The sequence below is a fragment of the Plantactinospora alkalitolerans genome (assembly GCF_015690345.1).
In the GTDB taxonomy this organism is placed as follows: Bacteria; Actinomycetota; Actinomycetes; order Mycobacteriales; family Micromonosporaceae; genus Plantactinospora; species Plantactinospora alkalitolerans.
On the sequence record NZ_JADPUN010000331.1, the window covers coordinates 1 to 19,328 of the forward strand.

Consider the following 19,328-nt stretch of genomic DNA (forward strand, 5'->3'; position numbering starts at 1 on the left):
GATCCGCATGTTCGCCCCCTGGATCCGCATGTCCGCCCCCTGGATCCGCATGTGCTCCTTGCCCTCCTCGGGCCATTGCCGCTCACGATAAGCAGCGAAAATGGCTACACCATGAATGCTGCCTGAGAAGGTCCTGTGCAGTTGATTTCCCAGATTCTGGGAGCGCCGTACCGGGAGCCGGGACGGTCCCTTAACGTTCCTTAGACAGGACGAAGGCAAGGGAGCTGGACGTGGCGGTGGCGCGGATCGCGGTGGTGGCTGGTGACGGCATCGGGCCGGAGGTGGTCGCGCAGGCCCGCAAGGTGCTCGACGCCGTCCTGCCAGGCATCGAGGCCACCGAGTACGACCTCGGTGCGGCACGGTACCACCGCACCGGTGAGGTGCTTCCGGACTCCGTGCTCGCGGAACTGGCCGGTTACGACGCCATCCTGCTCGGCGCGGTCGGCGACCCCACCGTTCCGCCGGGCGTACTGGAACGGGGCCTGCTGCTCAAGCTCCGGTTCGAGTTCGACCAGTACGTCAACCTCCGGCCGTCGCGCCTCTGGCCCGGCACCACGGGCCCGCTGGCCAGCGTGAAGCCGAACGAGATCGACCTGGTCGTCGTCCGGGAGGGCACCGAGGGCCTGTACGCCGGGGCCGGTGGTGTGCTGCACCGGGACACCCCCGCCGAGGTGGCCACCGAGGAGAGCCTGAACACCCGGCACGGCGTCGAGCGGGTGATCCGGGACGCGTTCGCCCGGGCCGGTCGCCGGGAACGCCGCAAGGTCACCCTGGTCCACAAGACCAACGTGCTGACCCACGCCGGCTCGCTCTGGGCCCGCGCCTTCGCCACGGTCGCCGCCGAGCACCCCGACATCGAGACCGAGTACCAGCACGTCGACGCCGCCGCGATGTTCCTGGTCACCCAGCCGCAGCGCTACGACGTGGTGGTCACCGACAACCTCTTCGGCGACATCCTCACCGACATCGCCGCCGCCGTCACCGGTGGGATCGGCCTGGCGGCGAGCGGCAGCATCAACCCGGAACGGGCGTACCCGTCGATGTTCGAGCCGGTGCACGGCTCGGCGCCGGACATCGCCGGGCAGGGCGTGGCGGATCCCGCCGCCGCCGTCCTCTCCACCGCGCTGCTCCTCGACCACCTGGGCCACTCCGACGCCGCCCGCCGAGTAACCGAGGCGGTCGCCGCCGAACTGGCTGCCCGTACCTCGGGCACGCCGCGGCGTACCGCCGACATCGGAGACCGGCTCGCCGCCTCCGCGGCGTCCTGACCCGGAAGATCCCTCAGACGCCTCCGGCCCGCCCGAGTGGCGGCCGTTCCGGTGCCGGATCTGCGCGAAGGTGCGGTGGAAGGTTCTCCGTTCGAGCGGAGAGTCGAGGTTGAACGACCGTTCGGGTAAGTTTCAGTCACAAGTCCCACTTCCCGGCCCACCCATGCCTGGGTGCCGGTTCCCTGCATGGAGGTCAGCGCGATGAGCGGTGGTGACAAGCTCGACTTCGAGATCCGTCCGAATCCTCAGCCGGTAGCCCTCGCCGAACGCGACGCGCTGATGGCGAACCCGGGATTCGGTCGGGTCTTCACCGACCACATGGTCACCGTCCGGTACGCCGAGGGCAAGGGCTGGTACGACGCCCGGGTGGAGGCCCGGGCTCCGATCCCGATGGACCCGGCCAGCGCGGTGCTGCACTACGCCCAGGAGATCTTCGAGGGGTTGAAGGCGTACCGCGCCGTCGACGGCTCGGTGACGATGTTCCGGCCGGACGCCAACGCCGCCCGGTTCGCGGAATCGGCCCGCCGGATGGCGATGCCGCCCCTGCCGCAGCAGGTCTTCCTCGACTCGCTGCGCCACCTGATCGAGATCGACCGGGCCTGGCTGCCGAACACCGAGGAGGGCAGCCTCTACCTCCGACCGTTCATGTTCGCCAACGAGGTCTTCCTCGGTGTGCGCCCGTCCAACGAGTACCTCTACGTGCTGATCGGTTCGCCGGTCGACTCGTACTTCGCCCGGGGCGTGCAGCCGGTCAACGTCTGGGTCTCCCCGACCTACACCCGGGCGGCACCGGGCGGCACCGGCGAGGCCAAGTGCGGGGGCAACTACGCCGCCTCGCTGGCCGCCCAGGCCGAGGCGAGCGAACACGGCTGCGAGCAGGTGGTCTTCCTGGACGCAGCGGAGCGTAAGTACGTCGACGAGCTGACCGGGATGAACATCTTCTTCGTCTACGACGACGGCTCGTTGGTCACCCCGCCGCTGGGCGGCACCATCCTGCAGGGCATCACCCGGGATTCGGTGATGACCCTGGCCCGGGCGGCCGGGCGGACGGTGGTCGAGCGGCCGGTGGCGTTCGACCAGTGGCAGGCCGACGTGGCCAGTGGCCGGCTGCGGGAGGTGTTCGCCTGCGGCACGGCCGCGGTGATCACCCCGATCGGCGTCGTGCGCCATCCCGACGGGGAGTTCAGCATCGCCGACGGCCGGCCGGGAGAGGTCACCATGGGCCTGCGACAGAACCTGGTCGACCTCCAGCGGGGCCGGGCCGAGGACGTCAACGGCTGGATCCACCGCATCCGGTGAGCCGGACCGGACCGGGCCAGTTCCGGCCCAGTCCGGTCTGACCTGACCTGAGTCGGGCCGGACCAGTCCGGCTCAGGTCAGCAGGTGGGCGCGGAGGTCGTCGATCCGCGCGGGGTCGAGGCCGGCGTCGAGCAGGTACCGTTCCGCCGACCCGTGGCGGTCCCGCAGTTCGCCGAGGAAGATGGTCATCGCCTCGGCCGGGCATCCCACGAAGGGCGGGAACACCGGGTTCGTGTCCGGCTGGGTGGTGGCGATCCACTCGCTGAACCGGGCCGAGCCCTCGACGCTCCGGGCGTAGTCCTCGGCGATGTCCTCGTCGGCGACCCCGAGCACCGACAGGGTCAGCGCGCAGACCACTCCGGTCCGGTCCTTGCCGGCCACGCAGTGCACCAGTGCCGGGGCGGCCTGCGCGTCGGCGATCACCTCGATCGCCGCGACCAGCCCGGCCGACCCGGTGGTGGCGAGGTCGTGGTAGCGCTCGGCCAGGTAGCGGGCCAGGCCCAGTTCCTCGGAGTACGCCGACTCCTCCCAGAACGCGTGTTCGGGGTGGATGTGGTGGTAGGCCAGGCCGTCGTAGCTGGGTACCCGGCCGTGCCGGCGTACCTCGGACGGGCGGCGCAGGTCGATCACGGTGCGGATGCCGAGCGCGGCGAACGCCTTCCGGTCGTCGCCGTCGATCCGGTGTGGCGAGTCCGAGCGGTACAACCGTTGCCGCTGGACCAACCGGCCGTCGAGTCCGGGGCGCCCGCCGACGTCCCGGAAGTTGAAGAGGGTGGCGAAGGCCGGCGTACGGGTCATCGGGGTCAGGTCCACGCGACCACAGTAACGACTCCGTGCCGCAGGTCCCCCGTGCGCGAAAGGCCGGCGGGCAACGTGCACGAAAGGCCGGGAGGCAACGCGGGCGAAAGGCCGGGAGGCAATGCGCGCGAAAGGCCGGTGGGGCAAGAGGTGCCCCCACCGGCCTCTGACACGCGGGTCGCGCCTACAGGGCGCGTCCCGGCGGAACCGTCCAGCCTGGCGAGCCGTACGTGCCGCCGTAGTAGCCACCGATCTTGTCTCGGTAGGCGGGGTCCCCGTGCTCGGTCTCGTCGAACTCCGGAGCGTCCTTGATCTGTTCCTTGCTCCGGTCGACGTACACCTTCCGGTCGTCGTGGTCGACGTGGTTCACCACGCCGGCCGGCAACATGACCTTCTTGCCGAAGATCCACGGGCCGGTGTCGACCACCAGGTAGCTGGCGTTGACCTCGTGACTGGCACTGTCGATCTTGCCAATGCCGCCGTCGGTCGCCTCCACCTTGTAGCCGACCAGGTCGGCTCCGGTGACTCCGGCATCGTCGCGGTAGCGCCACGGGTCGAAGTCGCCCGACGGCGGGCCGCCCACGAAGGCGCCACCGCCGCCCTGGATCAGGGGATCCGGCGTCTGCTGCTGCGGGGTCGTCTGAGGATCGAGCCTGTCCACTGGCTATCACTCCTCTTCTCGACTGTCTCGACGTTTCTCCGCTGTCCCGGAAACTCCTACCCAGGGGTCGCGATCCATACACCACCCGGTCCCGCGATGTGGATTTCTCCTCCCAGATCCGTGGCCCGCGTGGCAGAGTACGGTCCGTGACCTGCTCCGCACTCATTATTGGCAACTAGCGCGCCGGCGACCTCGGGCCGAGCGCGCAGACCTCCCGCATTCGCGGGGGGTCATTTTGTTTGTCGGGCCGGGCGACATCGGAGCAGGGGCTGCGCAGCTCTCGAAGGAGATCAAATGACGTACCAGGTGTTCGACACGACGCTGCGCGACGGGGCACAGCGCGAGGGGATCAGCTACTCGGTCGTCGACAAACTGGCGGTGGCCCGACTGCTGGACGAGTTCGGCGTCGGTTTCATCGAGGGCGGCTGGCCGGGGGCGATGCCGAAGGACACCGAGTTCTTCCGCCGGGCCCGGACCGAACTCGACCTCAAGCACGCCCTCCTGGTCGCCTTCGGCTCGACCCGCAAGGCCGGACTCGACGTGGCCGCCGATCCGCAGGTCCGGGCACTGCTCGACGCCCAGACCCCGGTGGTGTGCCTGGTCGGCAAGTCCGACATCCGGCACGTCGAGCGGGCGCTGCGGACCACCGGGGCCGAGAACCTGGCGATGGTCCGGGACAGCGTGGCCCACCTCGTCGCCGAGGGCCGCCGGGTCTTCCTGGACTGCGAGCACTTCTTCGACGGCTTCCGGTACGACCCGGCGTACACCTCGTCCGTGGTCGAGACCGCGCTCGAGGCCGGCGCCGAGGTCGTCGTGCTGTGCGACACCAACGGCGGGATGCTGCCGTCCCAGGTGACCGGGGCGATCGGCGACCTGACCGAGCGGCTGGGCGTCTCCCCGGCGCGGCTCGGCATCCACACCCAGAACGACACCGGCTGTGCGGTGGCGAACACCATCGCCGCCGTCGAGGCCGGGGTACGGCACTTCCAGGGCACCGCCAACGGCTACGGCGAACGTCCCGGCAACGCGGACCTGTTCGCGGTCGTCGCGAACCTGCAACTCAAGCTCGGGCTGCCTGTCCTACCGGACCGGTGCCTGACGCAGATGGTGCGCGTCGCGCACGCCATCGCGGAGATCGCCAATATCGCCCCCGACACCCACCAGGCCTACGTCGGGGCCGCTGCCTTCGCTCACAAGGCGGGGCTGCACGCGAGTGCGATCAAGGTGGATCCGCTGCTCTACAACCACGTCGACCCGGCGGTTGTGGGCAACGACATGCGGATCCTGGTGACGGAGATGGCCGGCCGGGCCAGCATCGAGCTGAAGAGCCGTGAGCTCGGGCTGGATCTGGCCGGCCATCCCGACGCCGCCGCCCGGGTCACCAAGCGGGTGAAGGAACTCGAGGCGGGCGGCTGGTCGTTCGAGGCGGCCGACGCGTCCTTCGAACTGCTGGTCCGCAGCGAGCTGCCCGGGATGGGCGCCGCCCGGCCGTTCGCGCTGGAGTCGTACCGGGTGCAGGTCGAGCACCGCGAGGACGGCGCGGTGGTCTCGGAGGCGACGGTCAAACTCCGGGTACGGGGTGAGCGGGTGATCGCCACCGCCGAGGGGAACGGCCCGATCAACGCCCTCGACGAGGCGCTGCGGGTCGGGCTGCTCCGGCACTACCCCGAACTGCGCAACTTCGAGCTGGCCGACTACAAGGTACGGATCCTGGAGGGCAGCCACGGCACCGGCGCGATCACGCGGGTGCTGGTGGAGACGACCGACAGCGGTGGCCGGGACTGGACCACGGTGGGCGTACACCCGAACGTGGTCGAGGCGAGCTGGCACGCCCTGGTCGACGCCCTGACCTACGGCGTCGCGCGTACTCCCGCGGAGGTCTGAGCGCCCCCGCCCGTACCGGATCGGATTTCGCTCCGACGGCCCCGCTCACGGCGATGACCCGTGAGCGGGGCCGTCCGCGTCTGCCCACTCCAATTCCATCCGGTACGGAGAAAACGTGAGACCCGAATGTGGCGGATATTTCTTTCGGGTTCGGGCGGCGCCAACGTGACTGGTTGTCGATGAATGGGTCGACGCCGTCCGGTCGATAACGCTATTGACCTGCGCGTTTGCTGAATGCTATGTTCGCTCATGGTTGTTGAGTGGCCACTCTAGGTAGTATCCGCCGGTGAAGGCGGGGTTCGGCCGGCGCCGGTCGGGCGTTCTCACGCCGCAGAATTCTGTGGCAATGATGCACACAGCCCTCGCTCGCCTATTTATCGGTCCCGGGTGCGCCCTACTCGGAAATTGCCGACCAATCCATTGTCGATCGCGGGTCGGGTCGTGCGCGGGGTTATGTCGGAGCAGTAAGGCGTAGATAAGGACCATCTCCATCGTCGGTAAGACCATCACCATCCTGGGTAGAAAGAAAGAGATGACGTCATGGCCAGAATCTTTGGGCGCAAATCGATCCTGCTCGTCGTCGGGGCGCTTGCGCTGACCCTCGTCGGTGGCGGCATCGCCGTCGCCGCGCCGGACCAGCGCGACGACCCCGGTGCCGTCCGGATCAACGGCCGGGTGGTCCAGCAACCGCAGGTCACCCAGGCCGACATCGACCAGGCGAAGGCCGCGCTGGTCAAGGGCAGTCCGGGTGTACAGGCGGCGAGCGCGACACTGCTCGCCGTCGTCAGTGCCAACGGCGGTCTGGTCCGTGGCGACCAGGCGGTCTCGGTGACCTCGCTGGGCGTCGGCCTGTACCAGGTGGTGTTCAACGTGCCGGTGAACACCGGCGTCTTCCTGGGGACGATCGGGCTGACCGGCAGCGTCGGAACCTCTCCCACCGGCTTCATCTCGGTCGTCGGCCGGACCAACCTGGCGCAGGGGGTCTTCGTGCAGACCTGGAACCAGTCCGGTAACCCGGCCAACCGGAGCTTCCACCTGGCCGTACACCTTCAGTGATCCACGGATGAGCCGCTGGCCTCCGCGTCCCCGCGAACGGACGCGGAGGCCAGCGTCGTCCTCGCCGGCATTCGCGCCGGAACTGACACCGGCGCCGGCACCGAGACCGGTACCGGACCGACGAAGAGGTGTCGATTCAGCAGAGGTGTCGATTCAGAAGACGGGCAGGGCGACCTCGGCCAGCACCGGACGGTGGTCCGAGCCCGGCAGCGGGAAGACCGTCACCCGCCGAACCGCGATCCGGCGATCCACCAGGACGTGGTCGATGGTCACCGGAGGGATCCGGTCACCGTCGTACGGCCCCCAGGTGCCGGTCAGCCCCGCCCCGACGGAGGCGGCGGCGTCGGCGTAGCCGGTGTCCATCAGCCGGCGCAGTGCGGCATGGTCGAGCGTGGCGTTGAAGTCACCGGCCAGGATCCGCAGCGGCCCCCGTGGGGTGGCGGACGGCTGGGCCCGCAGGTCGTCCCGCCAGTCCGGCAGCCTGGACAGCGTGGCCGGCGCCATCGGGTGCACGGACTCGACCAGCACCGACGGTCCGGCAGCCGGCCGCACCGTCCCGTACGCCTGGGAGAAGCCGCCGGTGTTGCGCCGGGTGCCGGCGTCCCGCAGCGGAAGCCGGGAGTACAGCGCCGAACCGGTCGTCCCCGGCTCCGGATTGACCTGCCGGTACGGCAGCAGCGCGGCCAGCCCGAGCTGATCCAGCGCCGTCTCCGCGTCCGGAGTGAACTCCTGCATTGCCAGCAGATCGACCCGGTGGGCCCGGACCAGCGCGATCAGGGCGGCCGGCTCGGCGGCCCCGGCGAGCAGGTTGGCGGTCAGCACCCGCAGGACCGGGCCTCCGGCGACCGGCGGCTCGTCGGCCAGGGCCCGGGGCGCGACCAGGCCGACCAGAACGATCACGGCCAGCGCGGCGGCGCCGGCCGCCCACCACCGCCGGACGGCGAGGGCCAGCCCGAGCGGCACCACCGTCCAGGCCGCCAGGTACGGGGTGAAGGCGAGCAACTGCACCAGCGGACCCCGCTCCAGCCCGCCGAGTCGGATCGCCGCCCAGCCGAGTCCCGGCGCGACGAGCAGCCAGCACAGCACGGTGCGCGGAACCCGACGCCGACGGCCGGCGACCGCTGGTTCGGACGCCGGGTCCGAGGCGAGATCAACGCTCATGCCGGCACGCTAACCATCCGGTGTGGAGGGCCTGTGAAGATCGTGTGCGGGGCCCGGCGGAACGTGTGCGGGGGCTGGCGGAACGTGTGCGGGGCCCTGGCGGCTGGTCTCCGGCAGCCACCCGATCGGGGTCAGCCGGCCGACGGCCAGGTGTCGGTGAGCACGCCGGTCAGCGCGTCGTAGCGGTAGACGGTCGTCCGGTGCGGCCGGGTCGTCCCGTGCTCCTTGACCTGGGTGACCAGGATGCCGATCTTGACATGGTCCTGGCTGACGACCGAACGCCACGGCACGCCGTTCCGGGAGACGTTGACCCCGTGCGAGAAGTCGCCGTCCGGTGCGGTGATCGAGTATCGGGGCCCGGCCGGCGGGTCGATGTCCAGTCCACCGTCGGTCCGGATGGTGAGGGTGACGACCAGGGCGCCGGACGGGTCGTGGATCTGCGCCGGATCCCCGGCGTAGAAGCGGCTCCGGCCCTGGCCCTGGATGTCCATGCCGTTGTAGAAGGTCTTGCCCTGCGCGTCGACCCAGAAGTGCGGGACGTGCGCCCCGGCCGCGCCGTAGGTGAGGCCGGGATAGTAGGCCAGGTGCCAGTGCGGCGGGTTGTCCGGATGCAGCACGTTGTTCGTCTCGAAGCCCATCAGGGAGAAGAAGTGGGCCTTGCGGCGTGCCTCGGCGGCCAGCCCCGAGTCCTGGAGCACCGCCTCGGTCGCGATCATGTAGTTGATCACCGATCCGGCCTGTACCGCGGGCCACGGCACGCTGGTCCACGGCCCCGCCACCCGGTCCGGATCGTTGTGCTCGATCCGCCAGTGCACCCCGCTCGCCGTGGAGCCGTTGAGCATGCTCCAGACCTGGACCGTCGCCTGGTTCGCGTTCACCGTCGACCAGATGACCGGAACGACGAAGCTCACCCGGTACGGCGCACCAGCGTGCCGGCGTACCGCGAGCCGGGTGTCGGTGGCGATCACGGATCCGATCCAGGTGCCGGGCCAGTCGACCGTGACCGTCACCGCCTCGCTGCGCGGACCCCGGATGAAGGAGTAGTACTCGGCGCGGCTGGCGACCTGGTGCTGGGCGCCGGGTACGAGTTCGTAGCCGGCGGGCAGGGTGATCTCCGGGGTGCCGGGCTCCCCGGGGATCGCCTTGACGAGCCGGAAACCCGCATAGGCGGGCACGGGCACCGGGTCGGGGGCCGCGACCGCCGGGGCCGCGAACGCGACGACCGAGGTTGTCGCCAGCAGTACCGTCAACCACCGTCGCAGCACCACGATGCGCCTTTCGGAGTTTCGTCCCGCCCCGGCGCCCCGTGACGGTTTTGCGTGCTGTCGATTTTATTGGTACGACAGGGATTTCCGGGACCCCGAGTTGCCGGAGTTGCCGAACTTGTGATGACGCGCGGGTGACCGCCGGGTTTGCCACTGGTCAGGGCGGGAAGCCCGCACCGTGACGGACATGTCAGACACCGTGACCACCGGACCCAGCCCGGTCGAGACCGTTTCGGTCGGACCAGAGCTGGAGCAGGCACTCTTCGAGGTCAAACGCGTCATCGTCGGGCAGGACCGGCTCGTCGAACGCCTCTTCACCGCGCTGCTGGCCAACGGGCACTGCCTGCTCGAAGGCGTACCCGGGGTGGCCAAGACGCTTGCCGCGCAGACCATGGCGACCGCCGTCGGCGGCAGCTTCTCCCGGATCCAGTTCACCCCGGACCTGGTGCCGTCGGACATCGTCGGCACCCGGATCTACCGGGCGTCGAAGGAGAACTTCGACGTGGAACTGGGACCGGTGATGGCGAACCTGGTACTGGCCGACGAGATAAACCGGGCGCCGGCCAAGGTGCAGTCCGCGCTGCTGGAGGCGATGGCCGAGCGGCAGGTCTCGATCGGCGGGCGCAGCTATCCGGTGCCGGAGCCGTTCCTCGTCCTGGCCACCCAGAACCCGATCGAGTCCGAGGGCGTCTACCAACTCCCGGAGGCGCAACGGGACCGGTTCCTGATGAAGGTGCTGGTCGACTATCCGACCGATGTGGACGAACTGGCCATTCTCTACCGGATGAGCGCCGAGCGTCCCACCGCCCGTGCCGTCCTCGACGCGCAGCGCCTGCGCGCACTCCAGGACCGGGCGTCGCGGGTGTTCGTCCACCACGCGCTCGCCGAGTACGTCGTCCGGCTGATCCTGGCCACCCGGGATCCCGCCCGGTTCGGGTTGCCGGAGGTGGCGCCACTGCTCGCGTACGGGGCGAGCCCCCGGGCCACCCTCGGCCTGGTGGCGGCCGCCCGGGCCCAGGCCCTGCTGCGCGGTCGGGACTACGTGCTGCCCGACGACGTACGGGAACTGGCGTCCGAGGTGATCGCACACCGGCTGGTGCTCTCCTTCGACGCCATCGCCGACGGTGTGCCGGCGGAGTCGGTGGTGCAGCGGCTGGTCGAGGCCGTCCCACCGCCCCGGATCGCACCCAGCCGCGAACACCACCGGTCGGGCCTGGCGGTCGCGTGACTCGCGTCGACCCCCAGCCGAACCGGAGCGACCCGACGCTGCGGCAGCTCGCGCCCGAGCACCGGCTGCGCCGGCTGGAACTGCTGGTCACCCGGCGGCTCGACGGGATGCTGCACGGCCAGCACCTCGGCCTGCTGCCGGGCCCCGGCAGCGAGTACACCGGCGCCCGCGAGTACCGGGCCGGCGACGACGAGGTACGCCGGATGGACTGGGCGGTGACCGCGCGTACGACGCTGCCGCACGTCCGGGAGGTGGACGCCGACCGGGAACTCTGCACCTGGCTGCTGGTCGACTCGACCCCGAGCATGGACTTCGGCACCGCCGAACTCGAGAAGCGCGAACTGGCGGTCGCGGCGGTCGCGGCGGTCGGCTTCCTCACCGCCGGGGCGGGCAACCGACTCGGCGCGCACCTGCTGGACGCCAGCGGGGTACGCCGCTATCCCGCCCGCAGTGGCCGGGCCCACCTGCTGGGGCTGCTCGGTGCGCTGCTCGCGGCACCCCGGGGAGACGTCGGCGGCACTCCGCCGTCGCTCGCCGAGGCGGTGACGGCGCTGCACCGGGCCAACCCGAAACGGGGACTGGCGGTCATCGTCTCCGACTTCCTCGACGGCCTGCCCGACGGCGAGGGCGGCACACCGGACTGGGAACGCGCGGTCCACCGGCTCGCCGTACGGCACCAGGTCCTCGCCGTGGAGGTGGTCGACCCGCGCGAGCTGGAACTGCCGGACATCGGCCTGGTCACCCTGATGGACCCGGAGACCGGGCGTCGTCGGGAGGTGTCCACCGGGGACCGCCGGCTCCGGGAACGGTACGCGGTCGCCGCCGCCGAGCAGCGCGAACTGGTACGGCAGGCGCTGCGCCGGACCGGCGCAGCACACCTGTCCCTGCGCACCGATCGGGACTGGACCGCCGACGTCGTACGGCACGTGCACACCCAGCGCCGACTGGCGGGGGCGACCCGGGCACCACGAACGGCGGTACGGGGAGGCACGGCATGACATGGCAGTCTCCGGAGCGGCTGTTGCTGCTGCTGGGCGTGGTGGGGCTCGCCATCTGGTACCTCGTGCTGCAACGGCGCCGCAGCCGGTACGCGGTGCGGTTCACGAACCTGCGGCTGCTGGACCGGGTCGCGCCGGACCGGCCGTCCTGGCGCCGGCACGTTCCGGCCGGGCTGTTCCTCGGCATGCTGGGCCTGCTGGTGGTCGGCTTCGCCCGGCCGGAGGCCGAGGTCCGGGTGCCCCGGGAGCGGGCCACCGTGATGGTGGCGGTGGACGTCTCGACCTCCATGCTGGCCACCGATGTGGAGCCGGACCGGCTGGCGGCGGCGAAGTCGGCTGCGCACAAGTTCGCCGACACGCTGCCCGACGAGTTCAACGTCGGGCTGGTCGCCTTCGCCGGCAGCGCGGCGGTCCTGGTGCCGCCGAGCACCGACCGCTCGGTACTGCACGCCGGGATCAAGCGGCTCGCCGAGGGCAGCACCGGGGTCCAGGGCACCGCCATCGGCGAGGCGATCGGCACCTCGCTGGAGGCGATCAAGACCTTCGACGCCCAGGCGGCGAAGAACCCGCCACCGGCCCGGGTCGTGCTGCTCTCCGACGGCGCGAACACCTCCGGGCGGGACCCGATGGCGGCGGCCGACGAGGCGGTGCAGGTGGGCGTGCCGGTGCACACGATCTCGTTCGGCACCGCGTCCGGCTACGTCGCCCGGGGCGGTCGGCCGATCCGGGTACCGGTCGACGGCCAGACCCTGCGGGCGGTCGCGGAACAGACCAAGGGCGGGTACCACGAGGCGGGAACCAGCGCCGAGTTGCGCGCCGTGTACGAGGACATCGGGACCTCGGTGGGTTACCGCACGGAGAAGCAGGACATCTCCGCCCGGTTCATCGGGATCGGGCTGCTGCTGGCCCTCGCGGCGGCCGGCGGCTCGATGGCGTGGTTCTCCCGGCTGCCCTGATCCGACGCCGACCGTCCCGATCGGATTTCTGCCGTGATCCGACGAGGAGTGGACTGACGAGGAGTGAGCTATGGCAACGCAGACCGGGCTCGGCGAACCCCGCGGCCCATGGTTCATCTCACCGGATCTCGAACCGGACGGGCGCGGTGGTCCGCTCGTACCCGATGGGCCGTTCGCGCCGACCAGGGCCGCGCGGCGGCGGCGGGCGCTGCTCGCCGCGCTCGCGGTGGTCGCCCTCTCGATCGGCTCCGGCGGGCTGGCCGGCGGATACGTGGCCAGTCAGGAGTCGGCGGGTGGGCCGGGGAAGGCGGCCCAGGCCGCGGTCCCGGCCGACCTGGTGGCCGCGGCCGCGCAGGTGGTGCCCGGGGTCGTCTCGGTGATGGTGGCCGGGGGCGGCAGGTCGGCCGGTGGTTCCGGATTCGCCCTCGACGACATGCACCACGTCATCACCAACGACCACATCGTGGCCCGGGGCGGCGGTGGGGAGTCCGGCGGCGCGGTGATGGTCGAGACCTCGGACGGGCGGCAGTTCCCGGCCCGGATCGTCGGCCGGGACTCCAGCAGTGACATCGCGGTGCTCCGGGTGCCACCGTCGGCCGGCCTGGCGGCGCTGCAGTTGGCGAAACCCGGCGTGACCCGGGTGGGTGAACCGGTACTCGCGGTCGGTTCCCCACTGGGGCTGGCCGGCACGGTCACCGCCGGCATCGTGAGCGCGCTGGACCGCGAGGTCCGGTTGGGCGACAACCGGCACATCGCCGTGCAGACCGACGCCTCGATAAACCCCGGCAACTCCGGTGGACCGCTGGTCAACGCCCGGGGGGAGGTGGTCGGGGTGAACACCGCGATCGCCACCATCGACGGCAGCGGGTCGATCGGAATCGGGTTCGCCATCCCGATCGAACAGGCGCAGCAGGTCGCCGACACCCTGATCGGCAAGGGCGGCTGAGCCACCGCACCCGCCCCGGTACCGGCCGCGGCGTTCGACCGTCGTGCTCGGTGGCGGCCGGCGGCTTCGCACGGATGGGAACTAACCTCAGCAGATGGCCGACGACCTGCGCGTGACCGACCGACTGGTGATCCCCGGCGGTGAGTTGCGGGAGCGCTTCTCCCGTTCCTCCGGACCGGGCGGGCAGGGCGTCAACACCACCGATTCGCGGGTGGAACTCTCCTACGACGTCGGCTCCTCGCCGACACTGCCGGAGCGGCTCCGGGAACGCGCCGTCGAACGACTCGCCGGCCGGCTGGTCGACGGCGTGCTCACGGTCACCGCCAGCGAGCACCGGGCGCAGCTCGCCAACCGCGAGGCGGCCCGGGCCCGGCTGGCGGCGCTGCTGCGGGACGCGGTGGCGGCCCCGCCCCCGACCCGGCGTGCGACGAAGCCGAGCCGGGGGGCGAAGGAACGGCGGCTGGCCGAGAAGAAGCGACGCGGCCAGATCAAGCAGTTGCGCCGGGGCGACGGGGACTGACCTGCCCGGAACTCATGGAGGCATTGCACCCCTGTTGGGAGGCCAAGCGCTGACATGACGGCGAGGTGGGCATTAGAGGCAGGGCACGATAGCCCCGCCTTGATCGCCCTGCGGTGCTTCAGGCGGCAGGTACCAGCTGTTCGAGGTTCCGCCAGTCCTTGGCCGCCCACTCCATCAGTTGCCGTACACGCTCCTTGCCCTCGTTAACCACCACATCGACGAAGCACTCGCACTTCGCCAGGTCCCTGCCATTGATCACGCACACCACGATGCCTGCGATCTGCATCCCTCTCGACACCGCCACAAGCTGCTGATCCCACGGCAGTGGTATCCGCTTGGCGATCTCCTTGCCGAACATCCTGACCACGCGGGGCGTACCGATCAGATCCAAGAGGAAGCCCGCCAGGTCCCCGATCCGGCCGTGTAGCCAGTCCTTGCCATCCAAGGCGGCACGGGCGAGGCGAGCGAGCCCTTTGCAGTTCCGTCCCGACCAGTCGCGGGTCAGTTGCGACCAGAGCTGGTCCCCGCCGTATCTAGCAGCCTGAGCTGCGGCAGCGTCGGTCGCCCCGACCGCGACGGTCGCCTGGAAGTAGTTAACTGCCTCGGCGACGAGAGTCTCTCGCGCTGGAGGTGAGAGCGGCAGACGGGGTTGAGATGATGCCCGGCCCGTACGTGGCGCAGGTGCAGCCCGTCGAGCTTGTGGGAGAGTTTTCGCCTTAGCCTTCTTGGGTGTGTGCTTGGCGTACTCCGACAGACGTCCACGCAATGGAACCTCTGGGCGGCCGATGTGCTGCGGGCACCTCTGGCCCGGCTGGCTGACGCGGCGCTGACATGCGCGCCCGTCCTCGTCACGCGGTCCCCTGCACTTGATCGTTTGTTTGCGCGGCCTTTCCGCCATGGCCGACCGTAGCCAGAACGACACGGGGCACGACAGGCATCGATCATGTCGGATCTAGGACATGGCCGCAGCGTCAACGCAAGCGTTCGGTTTGCACATCACCGGTGAGGTGCACCTGATCCAGGGGCTTGCGAACCCGGACTGGGAGGCTGGGCGGTTGCTTGACCGGATGAGGAGGCGGAGGCGATGAGCAAGCTGCTACGGCATCGTGGGGAGTGCCTCGGCCTGCTCCTGGTCCACCACTACGTCACGCCACTCCCCATCGCTCAGCCAGTACACCGCCCGGATGGGCAGATTCCTGTGAGTCACGATCCACAGGCCAACCATGCCCTCCGGCAGTCGGGGTGCTCTGGCCGGCGTCGCACCGTCGATGAGGGCTCCGAACTCTCCGAGCCAGTCAACCGTCACGATGATGACCACGTGACGCTCTCTGAGACCCGAGATGCTGAGCTTGTGGATCACATCCGAGCTTGCGTCAAGGAGTGCTTCGCAACGCTGTACAACCTCATCAATCTCGATGGACCAGCTGGCGCTCGGGAACGGCCAGAGGTAGAAACCGGGTGGATGACGCGAGGTGGCGGGTTGCGCCCAGCAGGAGGCGACGCCCAGCTTACGGAACTCCGGCGGCCATGGTTCAAAATGGGCGTCGCGTTGCAAGCGCCTGGTGCCGGCTCGTTCGAGGTCAGCGAGGATCGCGGCCGCGACCTTCCGCAGTTCCTTGACGCGTGCACCTGGCTTGACGGTCACGGTCCACATGTTCGTAGTGTGGTGGTGCACGCAGGACTTGAACCCGCCGTAACGGAAGGTCCTACCGTCGGGGATGTGATCGGGAACGGCGTGGCCGGCAGCGGCGACAGCGGGCGTCAACAGGGCACCGGTGGCAGTGCGGGTCGCCGGAGTACCGGTGACGGCGGGCGTCGGTGGAGCATCGGCGAGCTGGCGCGGGCGAGCGGGATGACTGTACGCGCCCTGCGGCACTACGACGAGATCGGCCTGCTGAGCGCGGGTGAGCGCACCGGGTCGGGACACCGGCGCTACACCGAGGACGATCTGCGGCGGCTGTACCGGGTGCGGTCGCTGCGGTCACTCGGGCTGTCCCTGGAGGAGATCGCCGGCGTACTCGCGGAGCCCGCGGGTGACCTGGCCGCGATGCGTGTCCTGTTGACCGCCCAGTTGCGAGGGCTGGAGGCGCGAGCCGTCCAGCTCCAGCAGCTCACCCGGCAGCTTCGTGGGTTGCTGGCGCGGATCGACAGTGCGTCGATGCCCGATCCAGACCAGTTCATGACGACCTTGGAGATGATCTCTGTGTTCGAGACGTACTTCACGCCGGAACAGCGGGAGCAGTTGGCCCAGCGCAGGACCGAACTCGGCGGTACGGCGATCGAGGCGGCCAGGACCGAATGGGCCGGACTCGTCGAGGAACTGCTGTGCCACGTACGGGACGAGACGCCGGTCGACGACCCACGGGTACGGGACCTCGTCGCGCGCTGGGACACGCTGGGAAACCGGTTCCACGTCGACGGCCAGGGCGGCGAGCGGACGAAGACGGCGGCGCGACGGATGTGGGACGACAACAGCGAAGAGATCGGCCCCAGCCTGCCCTGGCCGGCCGACCGGATGCGGAACCTGCTCGCCTACCTGGAACGCGTCCGACAACAGCTCGGATGATGGACAGCTCGGATGATCGACCGGCGCCCCGCCCGGTGGCCGGATCAGCTCAGTAGGGCGGAGAGGGCCAGATCGACGTCGTACTCGGTGGAGTAGAGGTGGAACGAGGCACGGACCCGACCGGCGCGGACCGCAGCCCGGACCCCGGCGGACGCCAGTTTCTCCGCCGCCCCGGGTACGTCGACCGTGACGATCGCGCTGTTCGAGGGCGGCTGGCCGAGGCCGGTCAGGAACCGGTTGGCCAGCCCGACGTTGTGGTCCCGGATCGCCGGTGTTCCGATCTCGGCGAGCAGTTCCATGGCCGGGGCCGCTCCGACGAAGCAGAACCAGGCGGGGGAGATGTCGAACCGGCGCGCGTCGCCGGCCAGGCGAAGCGGTGGACCGTAGTACGACGAGTGCGGGTCCTCGCCCGCGTACCAGTTCGCGGCCAGCGGGGTGATCCGGTCCCGGATCCGGGGACTGAGATAGCCGAACGCCGCTCCGCGCGGAGCCATCAGCCACTTGTACGCCCCCACCGCCACCACATCGGCCCGGCTCGCGTCGAACGGTAGCCAGCCGCAGGCCTGGGTGGCGTCGACCACCACCAGCGCGTCGTGCGCCCCGGCGGCGGCGAGTACGTCGTCGTACCGGGCGACGGTGCCGTCGGCGGACTGCACCAGGCTGAACGCCACCAGGTCGGTGTCGGCGTCGACCGAGTCGGCGAGCCGGTCGAGTGGCACCGTGCGGACCCGTACCCCACGGTCGGCGTGCACCTGCCAGGGGAAGAGGTTGGAGGTGAACTCGACCTCGGGTACGACCACGGTGCTGCCGGCCGGCAACGCCGCACCGACCGGGGCGAGCAGTTGGGACACGGTCGCGCCGACGGTGACGTCCGAGACCGGTACGCCGACCAGGCCGGCGAAGGCGGCCCGGGACCGTACGGTCGACTCGTCCCATCCCTCCCAGGACGTACGGCCGAGCCGCCAGTCGGCCAGCGCCGCCTGCAACGCCGACCACGCGGGTTCGGGCGGCAGCCCGTAGCTGGCCGTGTTCAGCCAGCCCGGCTCGGGCTGCCACAACTCCTGCGCCTTGACGAGATCCACGCGACCAGCCTAGCCAGCGGCCTCCATCAACCCTGTCGGCCAAGGGCGCCGTGCAGGAACAGGTCGACCAGTTCCTCGACGGCGACCTGCGGCTGCCCCTGGGCCGGTGGTCTGCCCCGTCCGAAGAGGAAGCTCAGGAAGATGTCCGCCAGCCGGTCGGGCGGCAGCCGTAGCGTGGCCCGCTCCGGCTCGAACAGCTCGGCGATCGCCTCCCGGGTCTCGGCCTGCGCCGCGTCCCGGCCGGCCGATCGGCCCTGCCCAGCAGAGTCGTCCCGCTCAGCAGAGCCGTCCCGTGCGGCGTCGGCAGCGGTGTGTTCGCCGGGCGGCGGCCTCCGCGACTGGTAGCCCGTCGCGTGCAGCGCGCCGAGCACGGTACCCATCCGGTTCAGGTGCCCGGAGAGGGCCTCGGCGGCCTCCACCAACCTGTCCGCCAACGGCTGCTCCATCGAGACGGACCGGACCTCCCGCAGGACCGCTGTCGGGTCCAGCGCCCGCATGATGCAGGCGGTCAGCAGTTCCTCCTTGTCGGCGAAGACCCGGAAGATGGTCGCCTCCCCGATCCCTGCCGCTCGGGCGATCTGTTGCGTCGTCACCGCGCTGCCGAACTCGGCCACCAGCGGTAGCGCCGTCTGCAGCACCATTTCTCGTCGTTGTTCCGGGGTCATTCCCGGCGCACGTCGCCGGGTTGCTGGTGTCGTCATGCCATCCAAACTACGGAGTGAGTACTCACTCCGTCAACCACAATTCCTTTCCGTCCACCCATCGGGTGCGCCTTCGCGGGCTGCCGGCCATGGTGGCGTTAACGGCGATACGTCCTACAGGTAGCGGTGTTTCGTATCGGGTGTTAGCCTCGCTAACGTGGATACGAGAACGCGGATACTGCACGCGGCGGCGGACCTGCTCGCCCGCTCGCCCGAGGCCGACGTCTCGACCCGGGCGGTGTGCGAGGCCGCCGGCGTCGGCGCCCCGGTGCTCTACCGCCAGTTCGGCGACAAGGAGGGCCTGCTCTCAGCCGTCGTGGACTTCGGCTTCGAGCAGTACCTGGCGGGCAAGCGCGCCGCGAAGCCGTCGAACGACCCGGTACGGGACCTACGGGACGGCTGGAACAACCACGTCGCGTTCGCGCTGGAGAACCCGAACTTCTACCGGCTGATGTACTCGCCGGGGCTCTCGGCCCCACCCGGCGCCGCAGCGGAGGCGCACGGCCTGCTGCTGGCGGTCCTCGAACGCTGCGCGGCGGCCGGTCGACTGCGGGTCAGCCCGGAACTGGCCGCCCAGATGGTGATGCCCGCCAACGCCGGAGTCGCGTTGCTGCTCATCACCCGCCCCGCCATCTACTCCGACGCCGCCGAGGTCTCCGCCCGGGTCCGGGAGGCGATCGTCACCGCAGTCACCACTCCGGACGAGCCTCCCCGTACGCCGCGCCCGGACGGCGAGGTGAGCGTCCTCGCCGCCAGCCTCGGTGCCGTCCTGCGAGCCGCACCGGCGAGCCCACTCTCCGGAACGGAGACCGCGCTGCTGCTGGAGTGGCTGGCCCGGTTGGCCGACGCCTGAAGCGAAGGAAGGGCCCCTTCTTATCGCTTTCTGTAGAACAAGGGCCCCTTCTTAACCACCCAGCCCAACTGCCCTCATCGCCTTCG

Annotated in this window: 19 protein-coding genes; 11 read left to right on the forward strand and 8 right to left on the reverse strand. The window is 70.4% G+C overall.

Going from position 1 to position 19,328, the window contains the following annotated elements; all coding sequences use genetic code 11:
* The first annotated feature begins 236 nt into the window (after nucleotides 1-236).
* Together I0C86_RS35625 and I0C86_RS35630 are read left to right on the forward strand one after the other, a co-directional pair.
* Nucleotides 237-1,268: a 3-isopropylmalate dehydrogenase gene (locus tag I0C86_RS35625; RefSeq protein ID WP_196205733.1), complete on the forward strand. Its 1,032-nt coding sequence runs from the start codon at nucleotides 237-239 to the stop codon at nucleotides 1,266-1,268.
* A 201-nt stretch (nucleotides 1,269-1,469) separates the two neighbouring features.
* Entirely contained in the window at nucleotides 1,470-2,567 is a 1,098-nt protein-coding gene (locus I0C86_RS35630) for a branched-chain amino acid aminotransferase (RefSeq protein ID WP_196205708.1), read from the forward strand.
* Between the two features lie 72 nt (nucleotides 2,568-2,639).
* Here the strand turns inward: I0C86_RS35630 and I0C86_RS35635 are convergent, their stop codons facing one another.
* Together I0C86_RS35635 and I0C86_RS35640 are read right to left on the reverse strand one after the other, a co-directional pair.
* Nucleotides 2,640-3,365 carry a tyrosine-protein phosphatase gene (locus I0C86_RS35635; RefSeq protein ID WP_196205734.1) on the reverse strand — a complete coding sequence of 242 codons (726 nt, stop codon included), beginning with the start codon at nucleotides 3,363-3,365 and terminating at the stop codon, nucleotides 2,640-2,642.
* Between the two features lie 184 nt (nucleotides 3,366-3,549).
* Complete coding sequence (locus I0C86_RS35640; RefSeq protein ID WP_196205709.1) at nucleotides 3,550-4,026, reverse strand: PRC-barrel domain containing protein; 477 nt, start codon at nucleotides 4,024-4,026, stop codon at nucleotides 3,550-3,552.
* A gap of 294 nt (nucleotides 4,027-4,320) precedes the next feature.
* Between I0C86_RS35640 and cimA the strand changes: the two genes are divergently transcribed.
* Nucleotides 4,321-5,910, forward strand: coding sequence for a citramalate synthase (gene cimA / locus I0C86_RS35645; RefSeq protein WP_196205710.1), 1,590 nt, complete (start codon nucleotides 4,321-4,323; stop codon nucleotides 5,908-5,910).
* A gap of 540 nt (nucleotides 5,911-6,450) precedes the next feature.
* Complete coding sequence (locus tag I0C86_RS35650; protein WP_196205711.1) at nucleotides 6,451-6,966, forward strand: hypothetical protein; 516 nt, start codon at nucleotides 6,451-6,453, stop codon at nucleotides 6,964-6,966.
* A gap of 153 nt (nucleotides 6,967-7,119) precedes the next feature.
* Here I0C86_RS35650 and I0C86_RS35655 read toward each other — a convergent pair whose 3' ends face one another.
* On the reverse strand, nucleotides 7,120-8,127 hold the full coding sequence (locus I0C86_RS35655; protein ID WP_196205712.1) for an endonuclease/exonuclease/phosphatase family protein: 1,008 nt from the start codon (nucleotides 8,125-8,127) through the stop codon (nucleotides 7,120-7,122).
* A gap of 131 nt (nucleotides 8,128-8,258) precedes the next feature.
* Nucleotides 8,259-9,395 (reverse strand): hypothetical protein, encoded by a 1,137-nt coding sequence (locus I0C86_RS35660; protein ID WP_196205713.1) that lies wholly within the window; start codon nucleotides 9,393-9,395, stop codon nucleotides 8,259-8,261.
* A gap of 175 nt (nucleotides 9,396-9,570) precedes the next feature.
* Here I0C86_RS35660 and I0C86_RS35665 point away from each other — a divergent pair, with 175 nt between their 5' ends.
* From I0C86_RS35665 to arfB, 5 genes are all read left to right on the forward strand, one after another.
* Entirely contained in the window at nucleotides 9,571-10,620 is a 1,050-nt protein-coding gene (locus tag I0C86_RS35665) for an AAA family ATPase (protein WP_196205714.1), read from the forward strand.
* Nucleotides 10,617-11,618 (forward strand): DUF58 domain-containing protein, encoded by a 1,002-nt coding sequence (locus I0C86_RS35670; RefSeq protein ID WP_323374046.1) that lies wholly within the window; start codon nucleotides 10,617-10,619, stop codon nucleotides 11,616-11,618. The genes I0C86_RS35665 and I0C86_RS35670 overlap by 4 nt, the downstream gene beginning before the upstream one ends.
* The gene (locus I0C86_RS35675; protein ID WP_196205715.1) at nucleotides 11,615-12,574 is read left to right on the forward strand and encodes a VWA domain-containing protein; all 960 of its coding nucleotides are present in this window, start codon (nucleotides 11,615-11,617) and stop codon (nucleotides 12,572-12,574) included. Before I0C86_RS35670 ends, I0C86_RS35675 begins: the two co-directional genes overlap by 4 nt.
* 70 nt (nucleotides 12,575-12,644) lie before the next feature.
* Nucleotides 12,645-13,520, forward strand: a complete 876-nt coding sequence (locus I0C86_RS35680; RefSeq protein WP_196205716.1) for a S1C family serine protease — start codon at nucleotides 12,645-12,647, stop codon at nucleotides 13,518-13,520.
* A 94-nt stretch (nucleotides 13,521-13,614) separates the two neighbouring features.
* Nucleotides 13,615-14,040: an alternative ribosome rescue aminoacyl-tRNA hydrolase ArfB gene (gene arfB / locus I0C86_RS35685; RefSeq protein WP_196205717.1), complete on the forward strand. Its 426-nt coding sequence runs from the start codon at nucleotides 13,615-13,617 to the stop codon at nucleotides 14,038-14,040.
* A 118-nt stretch (nucleotides 14,041-14,158) separates the two neighbouring features.
* On the opposite strand, the gene I0C86_RS35690 is transcribed toward arfB, so the two are convergent.
* Both I0C86_RS35690 and I0C86_RS35695 read right to left on the reverse strand, forming a co-directional pair.
* Entirely contained in the window at nucleotides 14,159-14,485 is a 327-nt protein-coding gene (locus I0C86_RS35690; protein WP_196205718.1) for a hypothetical protein, read from the reverse strand.
* Between the two features lie 651 nt (nucleotides 14,486-15,136).
* Nucleotides 15,137-15,694 carry a hypothetical protein gene (locus tag I0C86_RS35695; protein WP_196205738.1) on the reverse strand — a complete coding sequence of 186 codons (558 nt, stop codon included), beginning with the start codon at nucleotides 15,692-15,694 and terminating at the stop codon, nucleotides 15,137-15,139.
* Nucleotides 15,695-15,760: 66 nt separating this feature from the next.
* On the opposite strand from I0C86_RS35695, the gene I0C86_RS35700 reads away from it, so the two are divergent.
* Complete coding sequence (locus I0C86_RS35700) at nucleotides 15,761-16,606, forward strand: MerR family transcriptional regulator (protein ID WP_323374048.1); 846 nt, start codon at nucleotides 15,761-15,763, stop codon at nucleotides 16,604-16,606.
* Nucleotides 16,607-16,650: 44 nt separating this feature from the next.
* On the opposite strand, the gene I0C86_RS35705 is transcribed toward I0C86_RS35700, so the two are convergent.
* Together I0C86_RS35705 and I0C86_RS35710 are read right to left on the reverse strand one after the other, a co-directional pair.
* Nucleotides 16,651-17,688: an aminotransferase class V-fold PLP-dependent enzyme gene (locus tag I0C86_RS35705; RefSeq protein WP_196205720.1), complete on the reverse strand. Its 1,038-nt coding sequence runs from the start codon at nucleotides 17,686-17,688 to the stop codon at nucleotides 16,651-16,653.
* 26 nt (nucleotides 17,689-17,714) lie between these two features.
* Nucleotides 17,715-18,389: a TetR/AcrR family transcriptional regulator gene (locus I0C86_RS35710; RefSeq protein ID WP_230395334.1), complete on the reverse strand. Its 675-nt coding sequence runs from the start codon at nucleotides 18,387-18,389 to the stop codon at nucleotides 17,715-17,717.
* 157 nt (nucleotides 18,390-18,546) lie between these two features.
* On the opposite strand from I0C86_RS35710, the gene I0C86_RS35715 reads away from it, so the two are divergent.
* Nucleotides 18,547-19,242 (forward strand): TetR/AcrR family transcriptional regulator, encoded by a 696-nt coding sequence (locus I0C86_RS35715; RefSeq protein WP_196205721.1) that lies wholly within the window; start codon nucleotides 18,547-18,549, stop codon nucleotides 19,240-19,242.
* Nucleotides 19,243-19,328 lie beyond the last annotated feature (86 nt).

Excerpts from the sequence above, each read along its gene's own strand:
- I0C86_RS35630 (WP_196205708.1), top strand. The coding sequence starts at position 1,470 with ATGAGCGGTGGTGACAAGCTCGACTTCGAGATCCGTCCGAATCCTCAG.
- I0C86_RS35635 (WP_196205734.1), bottom strand. The coding sequence starts at position 3,365 with ATGACCCGTACGCCGGCCTTCGCCACCCTCTTCAACTTCCGGGACGTC.
- cimA (WP_196205710.1), top strand. The coding sequence starts at position 4,321 with ATGACGTACCAGGTGTTCGACACGACGCTGCGCGACGGGGCACAGCGC.
- I0C86_RS35650 (WP_196205711.1), top strand. The coding sequence starts at position 6,451 with ATGGCCAGAATCTTTGGGCGCAAATCGATCCTGCTCGTCGTCGGGGCG.
- I0C86_RS35655 (WP_196205712.1), bottom strand. The coding sequence starts at position 8,127 with ATGAGCGTTGATCTCGCCTCGGACCCGGCGTCCGAACCAGCGGTCGCC.
- I0C86_RS35675 (WP_196205715.1), top strand. The coding sequence starts at position 11,615 with ATGACATGGCAGTCTCCGGAGCGGCTGTTGCTGCTGCTGGGCGTGGTG.
- I0C86_RS35680 (WP_196205716.1), top strand. The coding sequence starts at position 12,645 with ATGGCAACGCAGACCGGGCTCGGCGAACCCCGCGGCCCATGGTTCATC.
- arfB (WP_196205717.1), top strand. The coding sequence starts at position 13,615 with ATGGCCGACGACCTGCGCGTGACCGACCGACTGGTGATCCCCGGCGGT.
- I0C86_RS35695 (WP_196205738.1), bottom strand. The coding sequence starts at position 15,694 with ATGTGGACCGTGACCGTCAAGCCAGGTGCACGCGTCAAGGAACTGCGG.
- I0C86_RS35710 (WP_230395334.1), bottom strand. The coding sequence starts at position 18,389 with ATGACGACACCAGCAACCCGGCGACGTGCGCCGGGAATGACCCCGGAA.